Raw genomic sequence first — 22,465 nt, forward strand, 5'->3', positions numbered from 1 at the left:
ATTACTCCACCCCTAGCTTCTCATCGTCATTAAGTTTACGACCATAAATTTCATTAAATACATCTTCATTCGCTTCACTTGCTGGACCATCATAAACCAGTTCTCCTGCACGTAAACCAATAATACGTGTTCCATATTCTAAAGCTAAATCAACAAAGTGTAGGTTAATTAAAATGGTAATACCTAATTCTTCATTGATTTTTTTCAAGTCATCCATAACTTGTTTAGTAGTGAGGGGGTCTAAAGATGCAACAGGCTCATCTGCTAAAATAATCGCTGGCTCTTGTGCTAAGGCGCGTGCAATTGAAATACGTTGCTGTTGGCCTCCAGACAGTTCGTCTGAACGTTGGTCATATTTATCCAAAATATTCACACGTTCTAACGCATCCATTGCTTTAATTTTGTCTTCTTTTGGAAATAATCCTAATATCATTTTCCAAGTTGGATGATAACCAACGCGACCACTTAATACATTTCTCAACACAGTAGATCGTTTGACTAAATTAAAATGTTGGAAAATCATTCCTATATTACGACGCATCATCAATAATTCTTTACCTTTCGCTTTCGTAATCGATTTACCTTCAATTGTAATATCTCCCGAAGTAATATCATGTAGACGATTAACAGATCGCAATAATGTAGATTTCCCCGCACCTGATAAACCTACGATAACAGCAAAGTCACCTTTTTCAATGTTTAAATTAATATCTTTTAACCCCACATGACCATTAGGATAAATCTTGCTCACATTTTTAAACTCTATCTGACTCATGTATGTTTACACCCTTCTTTTTAATACAGAGAAAGAGGTCGGGACAAGATCACAAGAAATGACATATGCATTTCTTATATGACTCAATTGCCCTAGCCTCTTCTCTTTGTCACTTATTTAGTTCTGTCTTTGTGAAAATTATTTCATATTTTGAACTTCTTTTTCGTATTTTCTTACGATATCGAAGTCTGAGTCTTTAGCATCTGTATAGCCTTCGTGAGAGTATACTTCACTAATAATTTTATGTCCTTCTTTTGTTTTAGAGATGTCTTTAAATGCTTTTTTAAGTTTATCTTGGAAGTCTTTGTTCATATCAGGACGAACTGAAATCGTATCGTTAGGAATTGGTTTTGTTAGTTTAAGAATTTTAGTATCTTTAAATACGTTGGGTTGATCTTTTTTAACAATATTACGTGCATCTTGGAATACAGCTGCAGCGTCAACATCGCCATTTAATAATGAAATAACAGCTTGGTCATGACCTTTCATGTTTACGATTTTCATATCTTTAGTAGCGTCAATACCAGTATCTTTTTTAATTGTTGAAATTGGGAATGTGTAACCTGCTGTTGACGTTACATCTTGTAATGCGATTTTTTTACCTTTTAAATCTTTTAAGCTATTAATACCTGAATTCTTTTTAACTAAGATTTCTGATTTATAATCTTTTACAAGTTTTTTATTATTAGAACCATCTTCATTCACACCATAACGTTGTGCTTGTAATAATAAATCAGCTGCTTTTTGATCATGTGCTAAAGTGTATGCAGTTGGTGGTAAGAAACCAACATCTACTTTTTTAGATTTCATTGCTTCAACAATTGTATTGTAATTTGTTGATACAGACACTTTTACTGGGATACCTAATTTCTTAGATAATAACTTTTCAAGCGGTTTTGCTTTTGCTTCAAGTGTATCTGCATTTTGTGATGGTACGAATTGTACAGTTAATTCTTTAGGTGTATAGCCATCTTTACTTGAACCTGATCCACCATCCGAATTACTACTCTTATTATTGTCTAACGAGCTATTATTTCCACATGCTGCTGCAAAAATAATAACTGATAGCGCTAATACTAAAAGGTACTTCAATTGCTTCATAACCTATTGCCCCCGTTCGCTATGTATACATTTATGTAATTTGTCAACGCATTTCATTTGACAATATTAAGAGTAGCACAATATTAACCAAAATAATATTTATTATGTGTGAATTTTTTATAGAATTGTTTTACACTGTTAAAGAATTGTAAAATTTATTTAAATATTAACTAAACAATCTATTATCGACTCATTTTTTTATTATACTTTTTTATAAATCAATTAAAAAATATATTGGGAGATAAAACAATGACATGGATAAAAGTATTAAGTAGTACTATTTTAGCTTCATCAATCACATTATCTGCAACGCCAATCAGTCACGCTGCACCAAATCAAACTACCACTCAAACTGTCGCTTTTGACGCTTCACACGGCCAAACGGCAGGAGCTGCTGATTGGGTCATTGACGGTGGCTTTTCCGATTATGCTGATTCAATGCGTCAACAAGGATATACTGTGAAACAAATCGATGGAGAATCTAATATTTCACCTAATACACTACGTGGTATCAATATTCTCGTTCTTCCAGAAGCCAATATTCCTTTTAAAAAGAGAGAACAACAAGCTATGCTTAATTTTGTTGAAAAAGGTGGCAATATCATCTTTATCGCTGATCACTATAATGCAGACAGAAACTTAAATCGTTTCGATTCTTCAGAAGTGATGAATGGTTATCGTCGTGGTGCATATCAAGATATCACCAAAGATTTAACAAATGAGGAAAAGCATTCTAAAGCTATGCGCAATGTTAAAGGTTCAGATTGGCTTTCTGAACACTTCGGTGTACGTTTTCGTTATAACGCTTTAGGTGATTTAAACACTCAAAATATTGTGTCATCTAGTGACAGCTTCGGTATTACTGAAGGTGTACATTCTGTATCAATGCATGCTGGTTCAACTCTTGCCATTACAGATCCTACAAAAGCAAAAGGTATTATCTTCTTACCAGACCATTTATCTCAAAAACAACGTTGGTCTCATGCAGTCGATCAAGGTATTTACAATGGCGGTGGTATCGCAGAGGGTCCTTATGTCGCTATCTCAAAAGTAGGTAAAGGAAAAACAGCCTTCATTGGAGATTCATCATTAGTCGAAGATAGTACACCTAAATATGTACGTGAAGATAATGGAAAAACTAAGAAAACGTATGATGGGTTTAAAGAACAAGATAATAGTAAATTACTTGAAAATATTACAACTTGGTTTGGAAAACAAGATCATACACCGAATTTAAAAGAAACAGGTATTAAGTTAGATCAACCAACACCATTACTTAACTTTGAACAACCACAACATTCAACTGAACCTGAAAAAGAACCATGGTCACAACCACCTTCTGGATATAAGTGGTACAATCGTTCAACATTTAAACTAGGTAGTTATGGCAGTACATCATCACAGCTAAATAGTAAGCATAAAAATCATGGTAGCCATAATGGTAATAACAAAGCGAATAGTACAGAAGACAATACGACTGAAAATAATCATTCACAAGGGAATACGAATACATCACAACCTTCCCAAGGTACAGCTACTTCTAATTCAATGATTTCTAGCGATAATGTTCAATTCCATTTACCGGATAATGTATCAATAAATCAACCATTTAATATTCAAGTTGAATTAACAAACATGTCTAAAAATACAACTATTGATCATTTAAAATTAGGTATTTATCAAGATGGTGGTAGACAACTTGCACGTTTTTCTCAAAATGAGCAAAATGATGATACGGTAGGCTATAGTCAAGAACAGAGTGTAACCACTGACGATCAAGGTAACGCAACGTTAACTTTTACAGCTAAAACATCTGAACCTATTTCGGGTGCGAATATTCGTTTAAAACAAGGTAATAAAACGCTTGCTACAGGTTCAATTCAATAATTTATAATAATAATACAACAAATAAGAGATAATAAAGGTATGTGGCGTTCAATAAACTACTTCCCCTTTTTATCTCTTTATTTATGAAAGGAAATGACCTATGACACAACTCTCTTTTTATATCGTAAGTGATATACATGGCTATATTTTTCCCACTGACTTTTCAAAACGAAACCAAAATCTTCCTATGGGATTATTAAAAGTAAATCAACTTATCGAACAAGAACGTCAACACGATGACTATAGTTTTAAAATTGATAATGGTGATTTTTTACAAGGTTCTCCCTTATGCCATTACCTAGCAACTAAAGAACAATCAAGTCAACCTCTTACTGATATTTATAATCGTCTTAATTTTGACTTTGGTACATTAGGTAATCATGAATTTAATTATGGATTACCTTATTTACAAAATACTTTAAACCATCTTCATCACCCTATCTTGTGTGCAAATATTTTTGATCACAATAACGCCCCTTTGACTGGTCAAGGCGTAAGTTATTTTAAACGTGACGATATAACTATTGGCGTCATTGGATTAACAACGTCATTCATTCCAAATTGGGAACAACCTGCCCATATTAAAGGACTAACGTTCAACAGTGCAGTTGAGACATTAAAATGTATTTTACCAGACGTTCGTAAAAAATCAGATGTTGTCGTTGTGTCTTATCATGGCGGTTTTGAAAAAAGTCTTGATACTAATACACCTACTGAAGAATTAACTGGAGAAAATGAAGGATCTGATATACTAGAACGTTTCCATAAAGATATTGACGTGCTTATAACAGGACACCAACATCGTGATATTGCAATGATAAAATATGACACAGCCATTATCCAACCAGGTACACGAGGTACAGAATTTGGTAAGGTAACATTAACATTAGATCATGAACATCGAATTACAAATAAACAGAGCACTCTTGTATCTGTGCCTTCTTATCTTTCATTAACATTATCTAACAACGATGATTCACTTTTAAATGAACTTGAAGATTGGCTTGATACGGACATTACAACATTACCAGAACCCATGCTAGTCACTCATCAGTTCGAAGCTCGAACACACCCTCATTCACTTATTAATCTGATAAATTATATTTTGTTAGAAAAAAGTGGTGCAGATATAGCAAGCACTGCACTATTTGATTCAGCTAAAGGCTTTAATCAACAAGTCACAATGCGAGATATCATTAATAACTATCCTTTTCCTAATACATTCCAAGTTTTAGAACTTAATGGCAAAGGAATTAAAGCCGCTTTAGAAAAATCAGCAAGTTATTTTAGTGTAAATGACAATAATGAAATCACAGTCAGTGACACCTTTTTATCTCCAAAACCTCAACATTTTAATTATGATATGTATGGAGGAATCTCTTATACCATTCATGCTGGTGCACCTGTAGGACAACGTGTTTCAGATATTAAAGTCGGCGCTTCACCTTTAGAAGATACAAAAACGTATACCATATGTGTGAACAACTATCGTGCAGTTGGAGGCGGAGATTATAAAATGTTTGCAGAAGCACCAGTCGTTAAAGATATTCAAGAAGAAGGCGCACAAGTATTAATTGATTATATGACACAACACGATGTGTCTCATATTCCTCAAGTTGTCAATTTTAAGGTAATTATTTAACATTCATTTTACATTTTATAAAAAAGCGTTCTAAATTGAATTCATTCAATTTAGAACGCTTTTGATTAATGATCAAATGTAACATACTTTTTTTCATAAAAATGATTAATTGTATTAATTATAATTCCTAAGATAATAATCCCGCCTGATACAAATGTAATCGTAAGATATGGGAATCCCATTGATAATAGTATTGATCCCACAATGGCACCTAAAAAGTTAGCAATATTAAAGACTGAAGCTGCAAGTGTACTTGCAAGTAATGGTGCCTCATGTGCACTTAAAATAACTTTACTATTTAATAGAGGCGTTGTACCGAAAGTGCCGAAACCAAATAAGAAACAAATAATAATTGCTAAAATCGCACTATGCACTGCTGTTACAAATAAAACAATCGTTATAAACAATAACACAAAGGTATAGAACAAGTACTGTGTAAGTTTATGTTCTGGTATATTACCTGTAAGCAAGTTACCAACCACACCGCCAAGGCCAAACATAAATAAACATACAGTTAAACCAACAATTCCAAATGGTGCATATTTATGAATCATTGGTTCCATAAACGTATAAGTTGTGAATACGCCTGAATAACCAAAGACAATAATTGCCATTACAATTAAGATATGTGGATTTTTAAATACTTTTAATTCTTTTTTCACACTAGCTTCTGTACTCAATGCAACATGAGGTACAAACTTCATCATTCCTAACATAGTAATGACAGCTAACAAAATCATAACGCCAAAGACAAAGCGCCAATTCGCAAATCCACCTAAAAATGAACCGAATGGCACGCCAATCATCACTGCAATTGTTAATCCGGCTTGAACGAGAGCAATCGCTTGTGGTTTTTTACCACGAGGCGCAACAGCTGCCGCTACGCTCATACATACGCCAAAGAAAGGCGCGTGCATAGAGGCTGACAATAATCGAGATAACAGTAATATTGGAAAATTCGGTGCTAACATCCCTATTACATTACTTATAATAAAAATGGCCATCAATACTGGGAGTAAACGTTGTGCGCGCACTTTTAAAGTAAATACACGCATTAATGGACCGATTAATGCAACACTAATTGCATACACACTAATTAATAATCCTGCACTCGAAATAGACACTTTCATATCGCTTGCAATTTGAGTTAATAAACCAGTAACAACATATTCTGCCATTCCAACTGTAAATGTACCTAACATAAATATGAAGAACATCATTCTGTTATCTTTCATTATTGCTTCCTCCTTTTTCTCTCTAAAAATCATATGAAAGATATACTACACAAAATTATATTCTCTGTGAAGAGATTTTTTTAATTTTTTATTTCTTAAAAATATAGTAATGACAAGTTTTCATATTTTTTCATTATGTTAAAAGTAAGACAATTTCAAAAGGCTTAACTAAAGTTTTATATAATCTAATTTCTATTAATATATGTATTTATATTCAATGTATTGAATATTGTATTTTATAAAACATTTTTCCTCGGTTGACGATGAGTTAAAATTAATGCCACCACAACGCATAAACCTCCTAAAATTAAATGAAGTGTGAAGGGCTCTCTTAATCCTATAATTGAAAATAGTGTTGAAAATAGGGGTACTAAAAATAAGAAACTACTCGCCGTAGTTGCCCCTCGTTGGCTTAAGCTATAGAACCATAAACCAAATGAACCTACAGAAGCTGGAATAATAAGCCAAAAGAACCATATCCATCCCCAATGATTAAGCGAACTAAGTGTATAATGTTCTTTTAAAACGAGACTCATTATAAGCATAAACATACCACCGAATAATAGTTGCCATCCTGTTAAAATCCAAGGTCCTTTATCAAATACTACCTTTTTTGTCACTATTGTATTGATTGACCAACATAATGAGCCAGCTAGTGCAAAAAGCGTTCCCCATCCAAATAATGTTTCATCTAATCCGAGACATAATCCTACTCCAAACACACCAAGTATAAGTGAAGTGATTTTAATTTTTGTTAACCTTTCATTTAAAATAAAATGTGCTAAAAAGGCCAGCCATAGCGGGTTCGTAAATAATAGAATAGATGATATAGAAGATGACACGCCAAATGCCATTGCAAGATTTAATAATCCCATCGTCCCTGCTGTTTGTAAAAATCCAATAACGAACACTAATATAAATCCTTTATAACTATTCCCTTTACTTGTGGGTAGAATGCCTCTTTTCCCATTTCTCATAAATGTAAGGATTAACATCATACATCCTGCGATAACAAATCGCCATCCACCAAGAAGCATAGGTGGAACATGTTCATTTGAAATTAAATATTTGCCAGTTGGAAAAGATGATCCCATAAAAATAGTCGTAAAAAGAATGGACATATAAAATGTTATTGAAGTATTTAAATGTTTTTTCACTGCTGTCGTCTCCCTATTTTCAATTAAAGATAATTGAGATATATTTTGTCTTTAAATACAATTATATAGGAACTACTTTATTTTTTTAAATATAATATAAAAATATTATATAATAAGTTTGAGAGGAGGCTTATATATGAAATTATCTACCGGTTGGGAACAAGCAATATATGTCTTATTAATTTTAAACCAACTCCCTCATCAGTCAGTAATGACATCTACCGCTTTAAGCAAGCGACTTAAAGTTTCTGATTCTTACTTAAAAAAAATAGTAAAAGCGTTAGTAAAAGAAAATTTGGTATATTCAACAACTGGTAAAAATGGAGGATTTACACTTAGAAAAAAACTCAAAGATATTACTTTTTACGATGTCTTTTTAGCTATTGAAGGTCGTGGCAATATCTTCTCAAGTCAACATTTACTTACCAACTTTTTAGGAGAAAAAGAAGGACACAAAGCACAACAATGTAACATCAGTATAGCGTTAAATCATATTGAACATACATTGATTTCTACACTTTCTGATATAAATTTAGACGATATATATCAAGATATTATCAAGCTTTATAATCTTGAAGACATTACACAGTGGATAAGATTAAATAGTAAAACGCTTTAGACATTCGGATGTCTAACATCAGACAACCGATAGTCTTACCCGTAATTTACTTTAGATACTTTTTGACAAATATATTTGTCAAAATGACTATGATAATATACACTTATTGTGAGGAGATGATGATGATTGCGAAATCGATTGAAAGAATTACGAGCAAGAGAAGGTTATAATCAAACGCAACTTGCTAAAAAAGCAGGCATCTCACGTCAAACTGTATCTCTCATTGAAAGAAATGACTTTACACCTTCTATTTTAACTGCTATAAAAATAGCTCGTATTTTTAATGAACCTGTTGAATCTATCTTTATAATTGAGGAGGAAGATTTATGAAAATAGGTCGTTTTATAATCACTTTGTTAATCGGTGGCCTGATCGGAGGATGTATAGCTTTATTCATTGACTACAACCATAGCTTTCACTTCTTTGGAAATTATCATTATGCTACACATTCAAATGTCATTTTAATCTCATTAATCTGTGTGGCGCTTATTCTAGTCTTAAGTATGTATTTAATTATTATTCAAAAAAAGGCCGTTCATTACAAACGTTTATCCGAAACACATATTGATGAAGATGAGGCGGATTCATATGATAAGAAAGCTAATTTAGCATATATGCAAAATTCATTTATTTATTATCTAGAATTAACAATTAGCTTTATTGCTCTTTTTATCATTGTCTTAGGAAATGGAAATTCTAGTGCTAGTAGTTGGGCATTACTCCCTTTTATGACAACGATTATTTCCTCGGTAATTACAGGACTATTCTATCTTAAATTTGATTCTCGCTACCCTAAATTAGGGGAAAAAAATTATGCTGAGAAATTAATTAATATTTTAGACGAAGGAGAACGACATATTTACTTTAACTCTTTGTTCAAAACATTCTATATTAACCTATCTTTAATTATGGTTGGTGCAATATTTTTAGGTTTTTATTCGTTAGAAACTGGCCATTCCCAAACATTAGGGATCTTTATTTTAATCATTTTGTTCATTTATAATGGATTTAGTCATTTATTAAAAACATATAAATTTTATCATTCATAGTTTTTACTTCTATAAAGAAAGGATCATTAGATGACACATTTACTTCAAGTACAGCAACTTAATAAATCATATAAGCATTCAAATTTCGAATTAAATGATATTTCATTCACTTTAAATCCAGGAGAGGTCATTGGCTTAATTGGTAAAAATGGGTCAGGTAAATCAACACTTATTAACACATTAGTGGGTAATCGATTTAAAGATTCAGGAGAGATTTCTTTTTTTAATCAAATTATTTCCGAAAAAGATAAAAATTATAAAGAGCACATAGGTGTAGTTTTTGATGATTTACGTGTACCGAATAAATTGACAATAACAGAGATTGATAAAGTATTTTTAAATATTTTCAAACATTGGAATAGTGATCAATTTTTCAATCTTATTCAAACATTTGAATTACCTAAAAATAATCAAATTTCTACTTTTTCTAGAGGGATGCGCATGAAAGCAGCATTAGCCATCGCCCTTTCGCATGATACAAAATTATTAATCTTAGATGAAGCGACAGCTGGTATGGATGTTTCAGGACGAGAAGAAGTATTAGAAATTCTCGAAGATTATGTATCAAAGGGGCATGGTATTTTACTTTCATCTCATATTTCAGAGGATATGGAACAACTTGCTACAAAACTTATTTTTATGCGCGATGGTCATATTCTTTTACAAGAAGACAAACATATATTACTAACTGATTATGGCATTATCGAAACAGATGAAACTTCCCCTTTAGACTTACCTCAAGAGGTAATCATTGCTTCACGAATACGTCAAGGTCAACGTCAAACGTTAGTCAAGCAACGTCAACACTTTGAACAAGCACGCCCGCTTCAAAGTATTGATGATGCTACAAAATTAATTATGCGAGGTGATAAATAATGAAAGGACTTATACTTAGTAGTTTTTATGCTTCTAAAAAATCGCTCATAACCTATTTAATTATTGGTATCGTATTAAGTATTGTGTTTGCATTTTTTAGTCCAATGATGTGTTGTTTCATGCTAATGGTCATGTTATTATCTCCCGTATCAGATAACTTAAAACGTGAAAAAGATTCTAAATGGATGTACTATGTGTCTACCCTTCCTACACATAGACATACTTATGTAAAAGCATACTTTGCCTTTTATGGTTTACTCATTTTACTTGGTTTGATAATTGGCGCCATCATTTGTCTTATCGTGACTCAAGATATTATGGTTACATTATTTTCAGCATTCATAGGTATTGGGATGGCTTGTACGTATGCATTAATGTTTCCACTCACATTTAAATTTGGTCCTGAGAATTCAAATGTCATTATGCTTACTACAGCAGTTGTTGCTGTTGCATTATTTTTATCCATGTGGTTCTTTGCTGTTATGCCAATACTCATAAAAGCAGGTTCAATAAGTAAAATCGCTTCAAACCCACTCGTTTTAGTAGCAACTGGTAGTTATGCATTGCTTGGTGTTATTATTTTTGTCATTTCTTATTTTTCATCACTATCTATTTTTAAGAAACAAGAACTATAATCACAAACGTGTGTTCATTGAAGAACACACGTTTGTTCTATTTTATATTTTGGATACATATTGATTAAGGAGGAGAAACTATGGATATTAAAGCAATTGAAGATTATTTAAATATTGAGTCTCAACGTTATCCTCAACCTACTTTAGATGCACTTAACTATTATATGGAACGCTTTATGCTAACCGTTCCTTTTGAAAATATTAGTGTTCAAAATAAAGAAAAGATTTCAGTTGATTTAGATTATTTATTTAATAAATTTATATATCAACATCGTGGTGGATTTTGCTATGAAATGAACCACTTCTTCGGTAGCTACTTAGAAGCTAAAGGGTTTAAAGTGTTTCGAATGTCAGCAACTGTTCATCAGCCTAATGGCAACTACAGTCCTAAAGGCTCTCATTTATCACTAGTTGTTCTTATTAATAATGGTTACTATATTGCTGATGTGGGATTTGGCGATTTACCATTACAAGCACTCCCAATAACTTCAGTTGAAGCGACACAAATTGTACTTGAAAAGACAGGTCAATTTCGTGCCATTTTTGAAACCCCTACGACATATCTTCTTCAAAAACTGGAAGAAACCACGTGGGTAACACGTTACAAAGCAGAGTTTATTTCTCGTGATATTCATGATTTTGATAAAATGATTAACTACAATACCTCACATCCTGAATCTATATTTGTAAAGCAACTCATGATTACAAAACCACAAAATTTTGGTCGAGCTACGATGTCTTATCATCACCTTACCCTTACTAAAAGATATAAAAAAGAGCAATTCGCTGTCACACGTGAAAATTATAAAGATTTTTTAAAGATCTATTTTAATCTTGACGTTACTATTCTTCCTTTAGAAAAGTGAATAAATTTACTACTGTCGCGTAATAACAACAATGAGGTGAAAACTATGTCCGATATCGAAATTATTGGGCAACACAAAATAACTTAAAAAATATTTCAACTGAATTCCCTAAACATGCGATGACTGTAGTTACAGGCATTGCTAGTTCAGGAAAAAGCTCACTTATTACCACAGCTTTTGAACAAAATGAAGATGCTATATTGATTAATCAAAAACCTGTACACGTATCACATCGTTCTAATCTACTCACGTATTTGAATATTTTTGATGGTGTGAGACGTTTTTTTAGTAAACTAACTGGTCTTAAAAAAACATGTTCAGTTATAACTCAGGATGATTGTCCAGAATGCCATGGTAAAGGCATTCTTAAAACAGAACTTGCATTCATGCCAGATTTCTCACAGGTATGTGAAATGTGCGGTGATACCAGCTACCGTCCTGAAGTTTTAGATGCTAAAGTAGACGGAGATTCTATTGCAGATATTTTAGATTTAACTGTAGATGAAGCAATCGAAAAATTTGAAAGTCATACAAATATTACGCGCCCACTTCAAGCACTCTCAAATACTGGTTTAAATTATATAACTTTAGGCCAATCTCTAGGCACACTTTCTGGTAGAGAAACACAACGTGTTAAATTAAGTCGTTATCTTACAGAAGACGTTACTGAAAAAATATTTATCCTTGATGAACCTACAACAGAACTATTTACCTATTCTCGTTGACTGCTTTAATCATTTAATTGATATAGGGAATACTATCATTTTAATCGAACATCATTTAACCCCCGCATGTCCTCGAACACACGGGGGTTAACATTTACCTACACACTATTATAATAATTTATGTTGCATCAAGAGTTCTTCTACAAACGTACCTTCTATCTTTTTTAAAAACGTGTGTAATGCAACTTGTTGTATTTTATTTTGCTTGGCTAATGTTTTTAAGTCTTTACGATCATTAAGTTCATAGACCGCATCTAATAAGACACGAATATCAAATTCTGTCGCAATGACTTCTGGAACACCTCTATCTATGTCCAGTAATTGATAAACTGCTTCCATCGCTGTTCTTACAGAATATTCTGTAGTAAACACTGTATCTCTTTCTGTCTCTGCGAAGTTACCAATGAAGGCTAAGTTACGAGAGTGTTGAGGGACAACAAGTGGTCGATCGCCAATCGCTCTTGGCATGAAATATGAACAAATATAAGGCATATATACAGGAATCGTATTACAATGTTGTGTTGCGAGGCATTCTATTTGATCAATAGGCAATCCCATATGATATAACCATTCTTGACATATTTCATGACCACTACATTCAACAATTGGTTTATGAATAAAATCACCCTTCTCATCTGAATATAAAGCGTAAACCCATACACTCACTCCATCTTTAGATTGTTCTTTGAATTGTTGTTGACGATTCAAAGTAAAACTCATTTGCCATTTAGAATCGTTGACTGTGATAATCCCACCAGTTACCGTTTTTCCTGACAATGGATCACGTTTACATAAACGTTCGATAGCTTCAATTATTGTCTTGTTATTTGTCGTTACCGTTGCTGAGACGAACCAACTTTTATCTGGCAAATCTTTATAGAATTTTTCGGGATTGCCAAACTCAGGGCTTTGTTTGGCTAAGTTCCGCCATAAATTCCAACTTCCGCCAATGTCTTTTGTAGGAGTGCGAGTGTGTGATTATCGCCATAAGTTGAACTTTCTGTGATACTACCATTAGTAATAAATACAAGATCATCGGGTGTGAGTTGAATCGTTTTTTTATTACCATTTCGTTTTAGTTCAATTGTTTTAGCAACTTTGTCTTTGGTAGTAACATCTACTTTAACATCAAGCACTTGAACATTGTATTCAAATTGCACACCATGGGACGTTAAGTATGCAATCATAGGGCGTACGAGTGATTCATATTGATTGTATTTAGTAAATTTCAAGGCACTAAAATCAGCTAAACCTCCAATGTGATGCACAAATCTCATTAAATAACGACGCATTTCCATTGCAGAATGCCAAGGTTCAAAAGTGAACATCGTCTTCCAATAAATCCAAAAGTTTGAATTCATGAAATCCTCTGACAAGACATCTGAAATTGTCACATCATTTAAATCTTCTTCTTTCATCATACATAATTGGAGTATGTCTTTCATGGCTTGTTTAGTTAAAGTAAAATCTCCATCTGTAGGTAATCGTTGACCCCTTTCTTCAATAACACGACATCTTGAGTAGTTTGGATCTTCTTTATTTAACCAGTAAAACTCATCTAAAACTGAAGCATCTTCAATTTCAAGTGATGGGATGGAGCGGAACAAATCCCATAAACACTCAAAATGATTTTCCATTTCTCTACCACCACGCATAACGTAGCCTTTCATTGGAAGTTCAGTACCATCCAAACTTCCACCAGATTTAGATCATTCTTCTAAAATGTGAATGTTTGACCCATCCATTTGCCCATCTCTAATTAAAAAACATGCAGCAGCTAAAGATGCTAATTCAGAGCCAATAAGATAAGCAGATTTTTGTGCAACATATTCAGGTTTTTTCGGACGTGCAAATGCTTCATAATTTCCATTACTATAGTACATATGATTCACTTCCCATTTTATTTATATTTTTAAGTCATCTATGAAAAGTAATAAACTATAAGTAAACGCTTTAGAAATTAATCTACCCTTCGCTTATATTATAATCATTTCATAAAATATTATTGTGAGTCAGTTAAGTAAAAATGTAACTTAAGTGACATTTTTGATAAAATGTCCTAAATAAGAGGTGAACAGCATGAATAATCAAGATTTACGTGTACAACGAACAAAAAAAGCACTCATTACTACATTCTCAGATTTGCTTGAAACGAAATCTTTTGACAATATCACGATTCAAGATTTATGCGAAAAAGCAAATGTACGTCGCTCTACATTTTACCGTCATTTCAATGATAAGTATGATTTACTTAATCATATTGTTGGTACATTAATTGAATATTTTCGAACATTACATTTACCTGAAATTAATCCAAAAGATCCGAGACAATTTTTCAATAAATTTATGAAAGATATTTTACTTTTCATTAGTGATAACAAAGCAATGGTAAAAAGTGTCATTTCTATCAATATTTATAGTGAAGTTTATCAAATTTTATATAATCAAATTTATGCAGTGGTTAAACGACAAATTGAATTTGATAAACAAATTGGACAATTTTACATAGATGAGTTCATTTATGGAGAATTTCTAACTGGAGGCATTTTAAGCGTTATTCTAAACTGGATTCAGTATGGCCAACAATCCATTGATGACGTGTCTTCAGATATCGTTACAATGATTTGTGGAGCGAGAGAAGTTCATTTAAAGTTATTAAAATAAAACGAGAGCGGGAAACAAATATCGTACTGACTTATTAAATTGTTTGACATTCATCTCACAATTAATAGTACGGTAAAGGGTATCCCGCTTTTATTTAGAACCATTTCCATACTTTTTTAGCATTTACTCGTGGATACGTCGTTTTTGGTAAGAAATCACGTTTATAGTGCACATAGGCTTTTCCCTCTTTATTGATTCGTATATCCCATTTTTTATTATCTTTAGGAACGGTATCATATAAATTTTTATCTACTTTATATGTCTTACCGTCAATCTTATGTTCTCCTTTAGATAATACTTTTTTGTATTCATATTCTTCGCGATAATGTTTAAAAATCGCATTCCCTATTCGATTACGATTGTATTTCGCATTATTATCCATATACGGTTCCACATTCATAACCACTTCATTGAGGCGAAGGTGATTTTGTTGGTTAGTTAAAGCAATATTATATCCTTTATCACTCGTACCCGTTTTCAATCCATCTGTACCTTTTAAGTAAAGTGGCTCATGTTTAATTGATAAATTAGTATTGTTAAAAGTATAACCTTTTTGAGTATCTTGACTAAGTTGCGTTATGTTTAAAATTTTCGGATGTTTAGCGATTAAGTGATGAGATAATATCGCAATATCTTCTGACGTACTTTTAGGATAAATATCTTTTTTATATTTCTTTGGTGCTTGTTGTCCAAGTAAATCATTAGCAGCACCTGCTGGGTTCACAAAATGTGTATGCTTCATATGAAAAGCTTTAGCTTGCGCATTCATTTTGTCTGTGAACGTTGACGTATTGCCACTCACTTGTTCTCCTAAAATCATCGCGGCTGAATTGCTTGAAGGTAAGGCTGCCTGTGTTAATAAATCTTTAATAGTATATATTTGTCCTTGATTTAAAGGGACAGATGTTAAATTTGGCTTTTTAGATAATTGATCATATGCGCTCGTGATTTTAACTTTATCGTCTAACTTAAGTTTTCCTTGATGAACTGCCTCTAATGTTAAATAGATGGTCATCATTTTAGACAAAGAAGCGGGATCCGCTTCTTTATTTCCTTGGAAATTATATAATATTTGTCCTTGTTGTGTTGTAAGCGTTACACCATCAGGTTCATAATTTGAACTTACTGCAACATTGCCTTCTTTATTTGTAATATCAACAGGTGTTTCTGCTGCATCAGATATTGACGTTCCTAATAATGTAAATAAACTAAGTATTCCAATACTTTGTGTTACTTTCAAAAACATTATATTACCTACTTTTTATTTTTTATAATATTGTATAATATATTTTATAACAACTTTATAGGCGAATTACAACTAAGTATCTAATATATATTCTTTAATTATAAAATAAAGAAGAGTTGGACAAATGGTCTTACGAATTTTATCCAACTCTTTTGTTTACAGTATACTATTGATAGGATTTATCTCCTTTAAAATATTGACGATCTGTCTCACTATAAACTTTACTCGGATCTAAAAATGGTTTTAATTTATATTTAAAATCATATAAATTTAATCCATCAATCGCAACACGATCTTGATAGACACTATCATTGCCGATATCTGTAAAATTATTGGGTCCTACACCTGCTAAAAATTTAAATCCTTCATCACGAACAAGATATTGATATACTTTAGACCCTCTATCTTGAGCACCGTGTGGATAGATAAATACATCTGTTTTGCCAATAATTGGCTCTACTTCATTTTTCCAACGTTTCGTATCACGAACAATTTGATCATATGAACTATTTGCAAAATCGATATGTCCCCATGAATGACTTGCAAATGTCCAGCCATCTCGTTTCAATGCTTTAACTACTTTTTCAGCATCTTCTTTACGTTTTGAGTAATTTTTATTATCTAGTTCATTTGTTCGATAACCTAACACACCATTATATCCTGTTAGCGCAATAACACCTTTTTGACCATTGAGTGAAAAGTCAGGATGGTCTTTCACGAATCGATTCAATATAGGCACAATATCATTTGTTTCACTTGTTGTTACCTTACCATTTTTATCTTTAGTTTCAGAAACGACATGTTGTTTTTGATCTAGCACTAAACGGTCTGCATATCCATGACCTCTCATATACTCATAATAATTCATATCATCAATGGATAAAATTAATGGTTTCTTACCTTTAGGTAATTTTAATTTTTTTCTAGTCATTGTCTTCTCTTTTAAATCATAAGCCTCATGTGGATCTATTAATATGTAGTGGTGTTTATAAAGTTCATCTAATGAACGCTTAAACTCATTAGCTGTAATCATCCAATCAAAATTACCCTTAGCTTGATTCTTCTCTTGTGTAAAGGCTACTTTAGGTTCAGTAATCACTGGATGATAAAATACATGTGCAATATCACCTTGATACACTTGCCAATCTTTTTTATTCTGATTACTTTTTTTCGCATACATATTTGCGATGTTTTCTCTATCCTTTTTAGTGTCTTTCTTTGATGATGACAATGTTGAAAATTGACATGCACATAAAAATATAGATATTAAAACAATAAGCGTGCTAAGTAAATACGTCTTAGTCATATAGTTGCTCCTTTAAGTTATATAAATATTATAATACCTTCCAACATTATATAATAATTTTATATTATTTATAATAGATGTGTATCAACTTTAGAATACGCTTATTTTAAAATAGACTTAACACGTTTATATACAAAACCTACATATCTAAATCTTGAGCTATATCATTTATTGTGGGCATACCACCTTGTGCGCCAAATGCTGTAACTGAATGACTAGCAGCGACATTTGCAAATGCAATAGCTTTAGCAAGTGAATAGTTTTTTTGTAATCCGACTGCAAGCGCACCATTAAATGTATCCCCTGCGCCTGTGGTATCTTTTACTTCTCGTTCAATCCCTTGAATTTCAATTTGTTCTAAACCATCATAAAATACAGCGCCTAAAGCACCTTGTGTCACAATCAATTTATCAGGATAACGTTCTAACGCTTGTTCAATGTCTCCTTCAAACATATTTTCACTTTCAGTTTCATTTGGTGTTAAATATGTTACTTGTTCCAATATATCATCTGAAATGTCTCTATATGGAGCTGGATTTAAAATAGAAGTAAGTTCATGTTCATAGCAATAATGAACAGTGTGAGCAACAACATTAGCTGGAATCTCTTGTTGAAGTAACACAATATCTCCTTTATTTGCTTTTGATAAAGCTGAGTCTATTAAAGAGACTGTGACTTTATGATTTGCTGAAGGTACAACGATAATACTATTGTCATTATCAGCTAGTGTAATATGTGCAGTACCTGAAGGTCCTTTTACTTTTTTTACATATTCAACATTTACATGATTATGCTTTAGATTTTCAAGAATTTGTTTACCTAACGTATCATCGCCAATACACCCTACCATGTGAACATGGTCACCTAATCTTGCTGCTGCTACTGCTTGATTCGCGCCTTTACCACCTGGTGTAGTAAAAAATGTATTTCCTAATACGGTTTCACCTTTACTTGGCACTTGGTCAGTTGACACAACCAAATCCATCGACATACTTCCCACAACATATATACGTTTCATATTAACCCTCTCCTTTTTCTTTTTCATCCATATCATATCTAAATTAGCATAAATAATAAAAAAAGAGTGAGACAACACATTAAAAAAGAAATGCGGTCTCACTCTCATTAATATATTTTAACTTTTAACTTCATGCTGCTCTTTACCTGAAAACATCACAAGCCACGTTGCAAAAATAAATGGAGCGGTGAAAATAGGAAGACCAATTGGGGCTAATGTTGTAGCTAACGCACCATGCATCACTACTGTTAATAATAAACCAGTAATCACTGCAAGAATCGGATTGAATTTTGTTTTAAACGTCGCACCCAACGCAATACCCGTTAATATTGAGTTATAGCCGTACAATCCATCAGTAATAGTGGGATAGTCTCCACCTAGTAATGTGATACATATCACTGCTAAAATACTTGATACTATCGCATAGATCCCGCCTTTTACTGAACCAATAAAAATACCAATAATAATTAACAGACTACCAATGATTGATGTCACTAAGAAAATTTCACTAAAGTTTGTAATGATACCACTAATAAAATTCACATGTGAATGACTGATGTCTGGATGTTTAATTTTAGTAGGTAAAATATCTATTGTGATATGCATTTTTGAAAATTGCATGCCCATTGCTAAAATTAACCAAGTCATAAAGACAAATGGAAAAGTTAACATGGGTAGGCCATATGGTTTTAAAATTTCTCGAATAGCTGCTCCAACGGGTAAAGTGAGAATAGTTGCTACAATAAGTACAATCCAATTCACTAAAGATGTTTCTAAAAATAATGCTAACCCGATTGCTGTTAATACTGAATTGTATCCAGCTAATCCATCATGGATTTCATCCTCACTATAATTAAAGTACGGCGCTAGAACAAGTGCAATGAGACTTCCCACTGCTGCTCCTAATCCAACCTTCCAATTTGCAATAAATAATCCTATCAGAATACACAGGCCTGACCATTTATTATTCATAAATACAACTTGAGCAATATTTTTTAAGAAAATCTCTACATATTTCATAAACTCACCTTTATTATTTTACTCATCCCTTTCTAATTATTATACCTTTTAAACACTTTTGTAACATTAAAAATATATACAAATTTAATTTAAAAAGTGATTTTAAATAAAGTTAAAAGATAAATTACTTGTTAAAAATATTCTACAGTTTTATGATTAATGTTGCAGTACTTATTTTTAAAAGAAAGAAGGTATAACAGTGCATTTTACTCAACGGGAACAAGACAAATTAATGATCGTGGTAGCTGCTGAAGTAGCGCGTCGACGCAAAGCACGTGGCTTAAAATTAAATTACCCAGAAGCATTAGCACTTATTAGTGATGAATTACTAGAAGGTGCACGTGATGGTAAAACTGTAGCTGATTTAATGAGTTACGGTAAACAAATTTTAAATAAAGATGATGTCATGGAAGGTGTCGATAGCATGTTGACTGATATTGAAATTGAAGCAACATTCCCAGATGGAACTAAATTAATCACTATCCATCATCCAATCGTGTAAGGAGGATTTATAAATGAAACCTGGTGAAATTAAAATAAAAAATACAGAAATTGAAATTAATCAAGGTCATTTTGAAACAGTGATCAATGTTAAAAATACTGGAGATCGTCCCATTCAAGTTGGTTCACATTTTCATTTCTTTGAAGCCAATAAAGGTTTAAAATTTGATCGTGAAAAAGCATATGGGAAACACTTAGATATTCCTGCCGGTGCTGCTGTTCGCTTTGAACCTGGCGACGAGAAAAAAGTTCAACTCGTTGAATATGCTGGTAACCGTAGAATTTATGGTTTCCGCGGTTTAGTTAACGGTGAAATTGACGAAGATCGTGTTTATCGTCCAACTGGTAAAAACGATGAATATGCTGCGCCAAAAGGTGATAATGGCGAAAAAAATGTGAACAAAATGGGAGGTAAACAGTAATGAGCTTTAAAATGACTCAATCTCAGTATACAAGTTTATATGGTCCAACTGTTGGCGATGCAGTACGACTAGGTGACACCAACTTATTTGCAACTGTTGAAAAAGATTATGCAAATTACGGTGAAGAAGCAACGTTTGGTGGCGGTAAATCGATTCGTGATGGCATGGCTCAAAACCCTAACGTTACACGTGATGACCGCAAAGTGGCTGACTTAGTATTAACAAATGCTTTAATTATAGATTATGACAAAATTGTTAAAGCAGATATCGGTGTTAAAAATGGTTATATTTTTGCAATTGGTAAAGCAGGTAACCCTGATATCATGGATAATGTAGATATTATTATTGGTTCAACAACTGATATTATCTCTGCTGAAGGTAAAATCGTAACAGCTGGTGGTATCGATACACACGTTCACTTTATTAACCCCGAACAAGCAGAAGTTGCGCTTGAAAGTGGTGTGACAACACATATCGGTGGTGGTACGGGTGCATCAGAAGGTGCTAAAGCTACAACCGTTACACCTGGACCATGGCATATTCATCGTATGTTAGAAGCTGCTGAAGATTTACCAATTAATGTTGGTTTCACTGGTAAAGGGCAAGCTGTAAACCACACTGCATTAATTGAACAAATTCATGCTGGTGTGATCGGCTTAAAAGTACATGAAGACTGGGGTGCAACTCCTTCAGCATTAAGTCATGCATTAGATGTTGCTGATGAATTCGATATACAAATTGCATTACATGCTGATACATTAAATGAAGCAGGGTTCATGGAAGATACAATGGCCGCTGTAAAAGACCGTGTTTTACACATGTACCATGCAGAAGGTGCTGGTGGTGGACATGCGCCAGATTTAATTAAATCTGCATCGTATCCGAATATTTTACCTTCATCTACAAACCCAACATTACCTTACACACATAATACTATAGATGAACATTTAGATATGGTTATGATTACACACCATTTAAATGCATCTATCCCTGAAGATATTGCTTTCGCAGACTCACGTATTCGTAAAGAAACGATTGCAGCTGAAGACGTATTACAAGATATGGGTGTATTTAGCATGGTAAGTTCTGACTCTCAAGCGATGGGACGTGTGGGTGAAGTCATTACACGTACATGGCAAGTAGCTCATCGTATGAAAGAACAACGTGGTGCTCTAGAAGGAGATACTGACTATAACGATAACAATCGTATTAAACGTTATATCGCAAAGTATACAATTAACCCTGCGATTACACATGGTATTTCTGACTATGTTGGTTCAATCGAAAAAGGTAAATTAGCTGACTTAGTTCTATGGAATCCAGCTTTCTTCGGTGTAAAACCTGAACTTGTTGTTAAAGGTGGATTGATTAATTCAGCTGTTAACGGTGATGCTAATGCCTCTATTCCAACATCAGAGCCTATGAAATATCGTAAAATGTACGGTCAATATGGTACTAACAAACAACACACTGCGATTACATTCGTTTCTAAAACAGCATACGAAAATGGTATTTATAACCAACTAAACTTAGAACGTATGGTTCGACCAGTCCATGGTATCCGTAATCTTACTAAAAAAGATATGAAAAATAACGATGCAACACCTAAATTAGATGTTGATCCACAAACATATGAAGTATTTGTAGATGGTGAAAAAATCACAAGTGAACCAGCAACTGAATTACCATTAGCACAAAGATACTTCTTATTCTAGGAGGTA

Annotated in this window: 20 protein-coding genes and 2 pseudogenes; 13 read left to right on the forward strand and 9 right to left on the reverse strand. The window is 32.9% G+C overall.

Annotated elements, in window-relative coordinates; all coding sequences use genetic code 11:
• Window position 1: 1 nt before the first annotated feature.
• Both phnC and HMPREF3046_RS07985 read right to left on the reverse strand, forming a co-directional pair.
• On the reverse strand, window positions 2–775 hold the full coding sequence (gene phnC / locus HMPREF3046_RS07980; RefSeq protein ID WP_002449541.1) for a phosphonate ABC transporter ATP-binding protein: 774 nt from the start codon (window positions 773–775) through the stop codon (window positions 2–4).
• Between the two features lie 138 nt (window positions 776–913).
• Window positions 914–1,876 (reverse strand): phosphate/phosphite/phosphonate ABC transporter substrate-binding protein, encoded by a 963-nt coding sequence (locus HMPREF3046_RS07985; RefSeq protein ID WP_070718406.1) that lies wholly within the window; start codon window positions 1,874–1,876, stop codon window positions 914–916.
• 249 nt (window positions 1,877–2,125) lie between these two features.
• Between HMPREF3046_RS07985 and HMPREF3046_RS07990 the strand changes: the two genes are divergently transcribed.
• On the forward strand, window positions 2,126–3,763 hold the full coding sequence (locus tag HMPREF3046_RS07990) for a motility-associated ABC transporter substrate-binding family protein (protein ID WP_070718410.1): 1,638 nt from the start codon (window positions 2,126–2,128) through the stop codon (window positions 3,761–3,763).
• Window positions 3,764–3,863: 100 nt separating this feature from the next.
• Window positions 3,864–5,405, forward strand: a complete 1,542-nt coding sequence (locus HMPREF3046_RS07995) for a bifunctional metallophosphatase/5'-nucleotidase (RefSeq protein WP_070718412.1) — start codon at window positions 3,864–3,866, stop codon at window positions 5,403–5,405.
• A gap of 65 nt (window positions 5,406–5,470) precedes the next feature.
• Here HMPREF3046_RS07995 and HMPREF3046_RS08000 read toward each other — a convergent pair whose 3' ends face one another.
• Window positions 5,471–6,640, reverse strand: a complete 1,170-nt coding sequence (locus tag HMPREF3046_RS08000; protein WP_070718415.1) for an MFS transporter — start codon at window positions 6,638–6,640, stop codon at window positions 5,471–5,473.
• 236 nt (window positions 6,641–6,876) lie between these two features.
• Window positions 6,877–7,797, reverse strand: a complete 921-nt coding sequence (locus HMPREF3046_RS08005) for a DMT family transporter (RefSeq protein WP_070718419.1) — start codon at window positions 7,795–7,797, stop codon at window positions 6,877–6,879.
• Window positions 7,798–7,933: 136 nt separating this feature from the next.
• Here HMPREF3046_RS08005 and HMPREF3046_RS08010 point away from each other — a divergent pair, with 136 nt between their 5' ends.
• The 7 genes and pseudogenes from HMPREF3046_RS08010 to HMPREF3046_RS08040 all read left to right on the forward strand — a co-directional run.
• Window positions 7,934–8,416, forward strand: coding sequence for an RrF2 family transcriptional regulator (locus tag HMPREF3046_RS08010; RefSeq protein ID WP_070718422.1), 483 nt, complete (start codon window positions 7,934–7,936; stop codon window positions 8,414–8,416).
• A 126-nt stretch (window positions 8,417–8,542) separates the two neighbouring features.
• A complete protein-coding gene (locus tag HMPREF3046_RS08015; protein WP_002449521.1) occupies window positions 8,543–8,746 on the forward strand; it encodes a helix-turn-helix transcriptional regulator in 204 nt (67 codons plus the stop codon).
• Complete coding sequence (locus HMPREF3046_RS08020; protein WP_070718425.1) at window positions 8,743–9,465, forward strand: DUF3169 family protein; 723 nt, start codon at window positions 8,743–8,745, stop codon at window positions 9,463–9,465. The genes HMPREF3046_RS08015 and HMPREF3046_RS08020 overlap by 4 nt, the downstream gene beginning before the upstream one ends.
• Window positions 9,466–9,495: 30 nt before the next feature.
• Window positions 9,496–10,341 carry an ABC transporter ATP-binding protein gene (locus tag HMPREF3046_RS08025; RefSeq protein WP_070718429.1) on the forward strand — a complete coding sequence of 282 codons (846 nt, stop codon included), beginning with the start codon at window positions 9,496–9,498 and terminating at the stop codon, window positions 10,339–10,341.
• A complete protein-coding gene (locus HMPREF3046_RS08030) occupies window positions 10,341–10,976 on the forward strand; it encodes an ABC-2 transporter permease (RefSeq protein ID WP_002449477.1) in 636 nt (211 codons plus the stop codon). The genes HMPREF3046_RS08025 and HMPREF3046_RS08030 overlap by 1 nt, the downstream gene beginning before the upstream one ends.
• 80 nt (window positions 10,977–11,056) lie before the next feature.
• Complete coding sequence (locus HMPREF3046_RS08035; protein WP_070718431.1) at window positions 11,057–11,842, forward strand: arylamine N-acetyltransferase; 786 nt, start codon at window positions 11,057–11,059, stop codon at window positions 11,840–11,842.
• A gap of 71 nt (window positions 11,843–11,913) precedes the next feature.
• Window positions 11,914–12,628, forward strand: a pseudogene (locus HMPREF3046_RS08040) (ATP-binding cassette domain-containing protein); the annotation flags it as partial.
• 47 nt (window positions 12,629–12,675) lie between these two features.
• Here the strand turns inward: HMPREF3046_RS08040 and HMPREF3046_RS08045 are convergent.
• A pseudogene (locus HMPREF3046_RS08045) lies at window positions 12,676–14,450 on the reverse strand (oleate hydratase).
• A gap of 196 nt (window positions 14,451–14,646) precedes the next feature.
• Between HMPREF3046_RS08045 and HMPREF3046_RS08050 the strand changes: the two are divergent.
• Entirely contained in the window at window positions 14,647–15,231 is a 585-nt protein-coding gene (locus HMPREF3046_RS08050; protein WP_070718437.1) for a TetR/AcrR family transcriptional regulator, read from the forward strand.
• 94 nt (window positions 15,232–15,325) lie between these two features.
• Here the strand turns inward: HMPREF3046_RS08050 and pbp4 are convergent, their stop codons facing one another.
• The 4 genes from pbp4 to yut form a co-directional block, all read right to left on the reverse strand.
• Window positions 15,326–16,477, reverse strand: coding sequence for a penicillin-binding protein PBP4 (pbp4, locus tag HMPREF3046_RS08055; protein WP_070718441.1), 1,152 nt, complete (start codon window positions 16,475–16,477; stop codon window positions 15,326–15,328).
• 166 nt (window positions 16,478–16,643) lie between these two features.
• Window positions 16,644–17,783: a polysaccharide deacetylase family protein gene (locus HMPREF3046_RS08060; protein ID WP_070718442.1), complete on the reverse strand. Its 1,140-nt coding sequence runs from the start codon at window positions 17,781–17,783 to the stop codon at window positions 16,644–16,646.
• A 139-nt stretch (window positions 17,784–17,922) separates the two neighbouring features.
• Window positions 17,923–18,801 (reverse strand): ribokinase, encoded by an 879-nt coding sequence (locus HMPREF3046_RS08065; RefSeq protein ID WP_070718445.1) that lies wholly within the window; start codon window positions 18,799–18,801, stop codon window positions 17,923–17,925.
• Between the two features lie 117 nt (window positions 18,802–18,918).
• On the reverse strand, window positions 18,919–19,821 hold the full coding sequence (yut, locus tag HMPREF3046_RS08070; RefSeq protein ID WP_070718447.1) for an urea transporter: 903 nt from the start codon (window positions 19,819–19,821) through the stop codon (window positions 18,919–18,921).
• Window positions 19,822–20,020: 199 nt separating this feature from the next.
• On the opposite strand from yut, the gene HMPREF3046_RS08075 reads away from it, so the two are divergent.
• From HMPREF3046_RS08075 to ureC, 3 genes are read left to right on the forward strand one after another with little or no spacing between them, the layout of a single operon-like run.
• A complete protein-coding gene (locus tag HMPREF3046_RS08075) occupies window positions 20,021–20,323 on the forward strand; it encodes an urease subunit gamma (RefSeq protein ID WP_002449337.1) in 303 nt (100 codons plus the stop codon).
• Between the two features lie 13 nt (window positions 20,324–20,336).
• A complete protein-coding gene (gene ureB, locus HMPREF3046_RS08080) occupies window positions 20,337–20,744 on the forward strand; it encodes an urease subunit beta (RefSeq protein ID WP_070718449.1) in 408 nt (135 codons plus the stop codon).
• Window positions 20,744–22,459, forward strand: a complete 1,716-nt coding sequence (ureC, locus tag HMPREF3046_RS08085) for an urease subunit alpha (RefSeq protein ID WP_070718452.1) — start codon at window positions 20,744–20,746, stop codon at window positions 22,457–22,459. The genes ureB and ureC overlap by 1 nt, the downstream gene beginning before the upstream one ends.
• Window positions 22,460–22,465 lie beyond the last annotated feature (6 nt).

Source organism: Staphylococcus sp. HMSC070D05 (genome assembly GCF_001815595.1).
Lineage (GTDB): Bacteria > Bacillota > Bacilli > Staphylococcales > Staphylococcaceae > Staphylococcus > Staphylococcus hominis.

Excerpts from the sequence above, each read along its gene's own strand:
- HMPREF3046_RS08050 (WP_070718437.1), top strand. The coding sequence starts at position 14,647 with ATGAATAATCAAGATTTACGTGTACAACGAACAAAAAAAGCACTCATT.
- HMPREF3046_RS08020 (WP_070718425.1), top strand. The coding sequence starts at position 8,743 with ATGAAAATAGGTCGTTTTATAATCACTTTGTTAATCGGTGGCCTGATC.
- HMPREF3046_RS08025 (WP_070718429.1), top strand. The coding sequence starts at position 9,496 with ATGACACATTTACTTCAAGTACAGCAACTTAATAAATCATATAAGCAT.
- HMPREF3046_RS08065 (WP_070718445.1), bottom strand. The coding sequence starts at position 18,801 with ATGAAACGTATATATGTTGTGGGAAGTATGTCGATGGATTTGGTTGTG.
- phnC (WP_002449541.1), bottom strand. The coding sequence starts at position 775 with ATGAGTCAGATAGAGTTTAAAAATGTGAGCAAGATTTATCCTAATGGT.
- HMPREF3046_RS08035 (WP_070718431.1), top strand. The coding sequence starts at position 11,057 with ATGGATATTAAAGCAATTGAAGATTATTTAAATATTGAGTCTCAACGT.
- HMPREF3046_RS08030 (WP_002449477.1), top strand. The coding sequence starts at position 10,341 with ATGAAAGGACTTATACTTAGTAGTTTTTATGCTTCTAAAAAATCGCTC.
- HMPREF3046_RS08060 (WP_070718442.1), bottom strand. The coding sequence starts at position 17,783 with ATGACTAAGACGTATTTACTTAGCACGCTTATTGTTTTAATATCTATA.
- ureC (WP_070718452.1), top strand. The coding sequence starts at position 20,744 with ATGAGCTTTAAAATGACTCAATCTCAGTATACAAGTTTATATGGTCCA.
- ureB (WP_070718449.1), top strand. The coding sequence starts at position 20,337 with ATGAAACCTGGTGAAATTAAAATAAAAAATACAGAAATTGAAATTAAT.
- HMPREF3046_RS07990 (WP_070718410.1), top strand. The coding sequence starts at position 2,126 with ATGACATGGATAAAAGTATTAAGTAGTACTATTTTAGCTTCATCAATC.
- HMPREF3046_RS08010 (WP_070718422.1), top strand. The coding sequence starts at position 7,934 with ATGAAATTATCTACCGGTTGGGAACAAGCAATATATGTCTTATTAATT.
- HMPREF3046_RS07995 (WP_070718412.1), top strand. The coding sequence starts at position 3,864 with ATGACACAACTCTCTTTTTATATCGTAAGTGATATACATGGCTATATT.
- yut (WP_070718447.1), bottom strand. The coding sequence starts at position 19,821 with ATGAAATATGTAGAGATTTTCTTAAAAAATATTGCTCAAGTTGTATTT.
- HMPREF3046_RS07985 (WP_070718406.1), bottom strand. The coding sequence starts at position 1,876 with ATGAAGCAATTGAAGTACCTTTTAGTATTAGCGCTATCAGTTATTATT.
- HMPREF3046_RS08000 (WP_070718415.1), bottom strand. The coding sequence starts at position 6,640 with ATGAAAGATAACAGAATGATGTTCTTCATATTTATGTTAGGTACATTT.
- pbp4 (WP_070718441.1), bottom strand. The coding sequence starts at position 16,477 with ATGTTTTTGAAAGTAACACAAAGTATTGGAATACTTAGTTTATTTACA.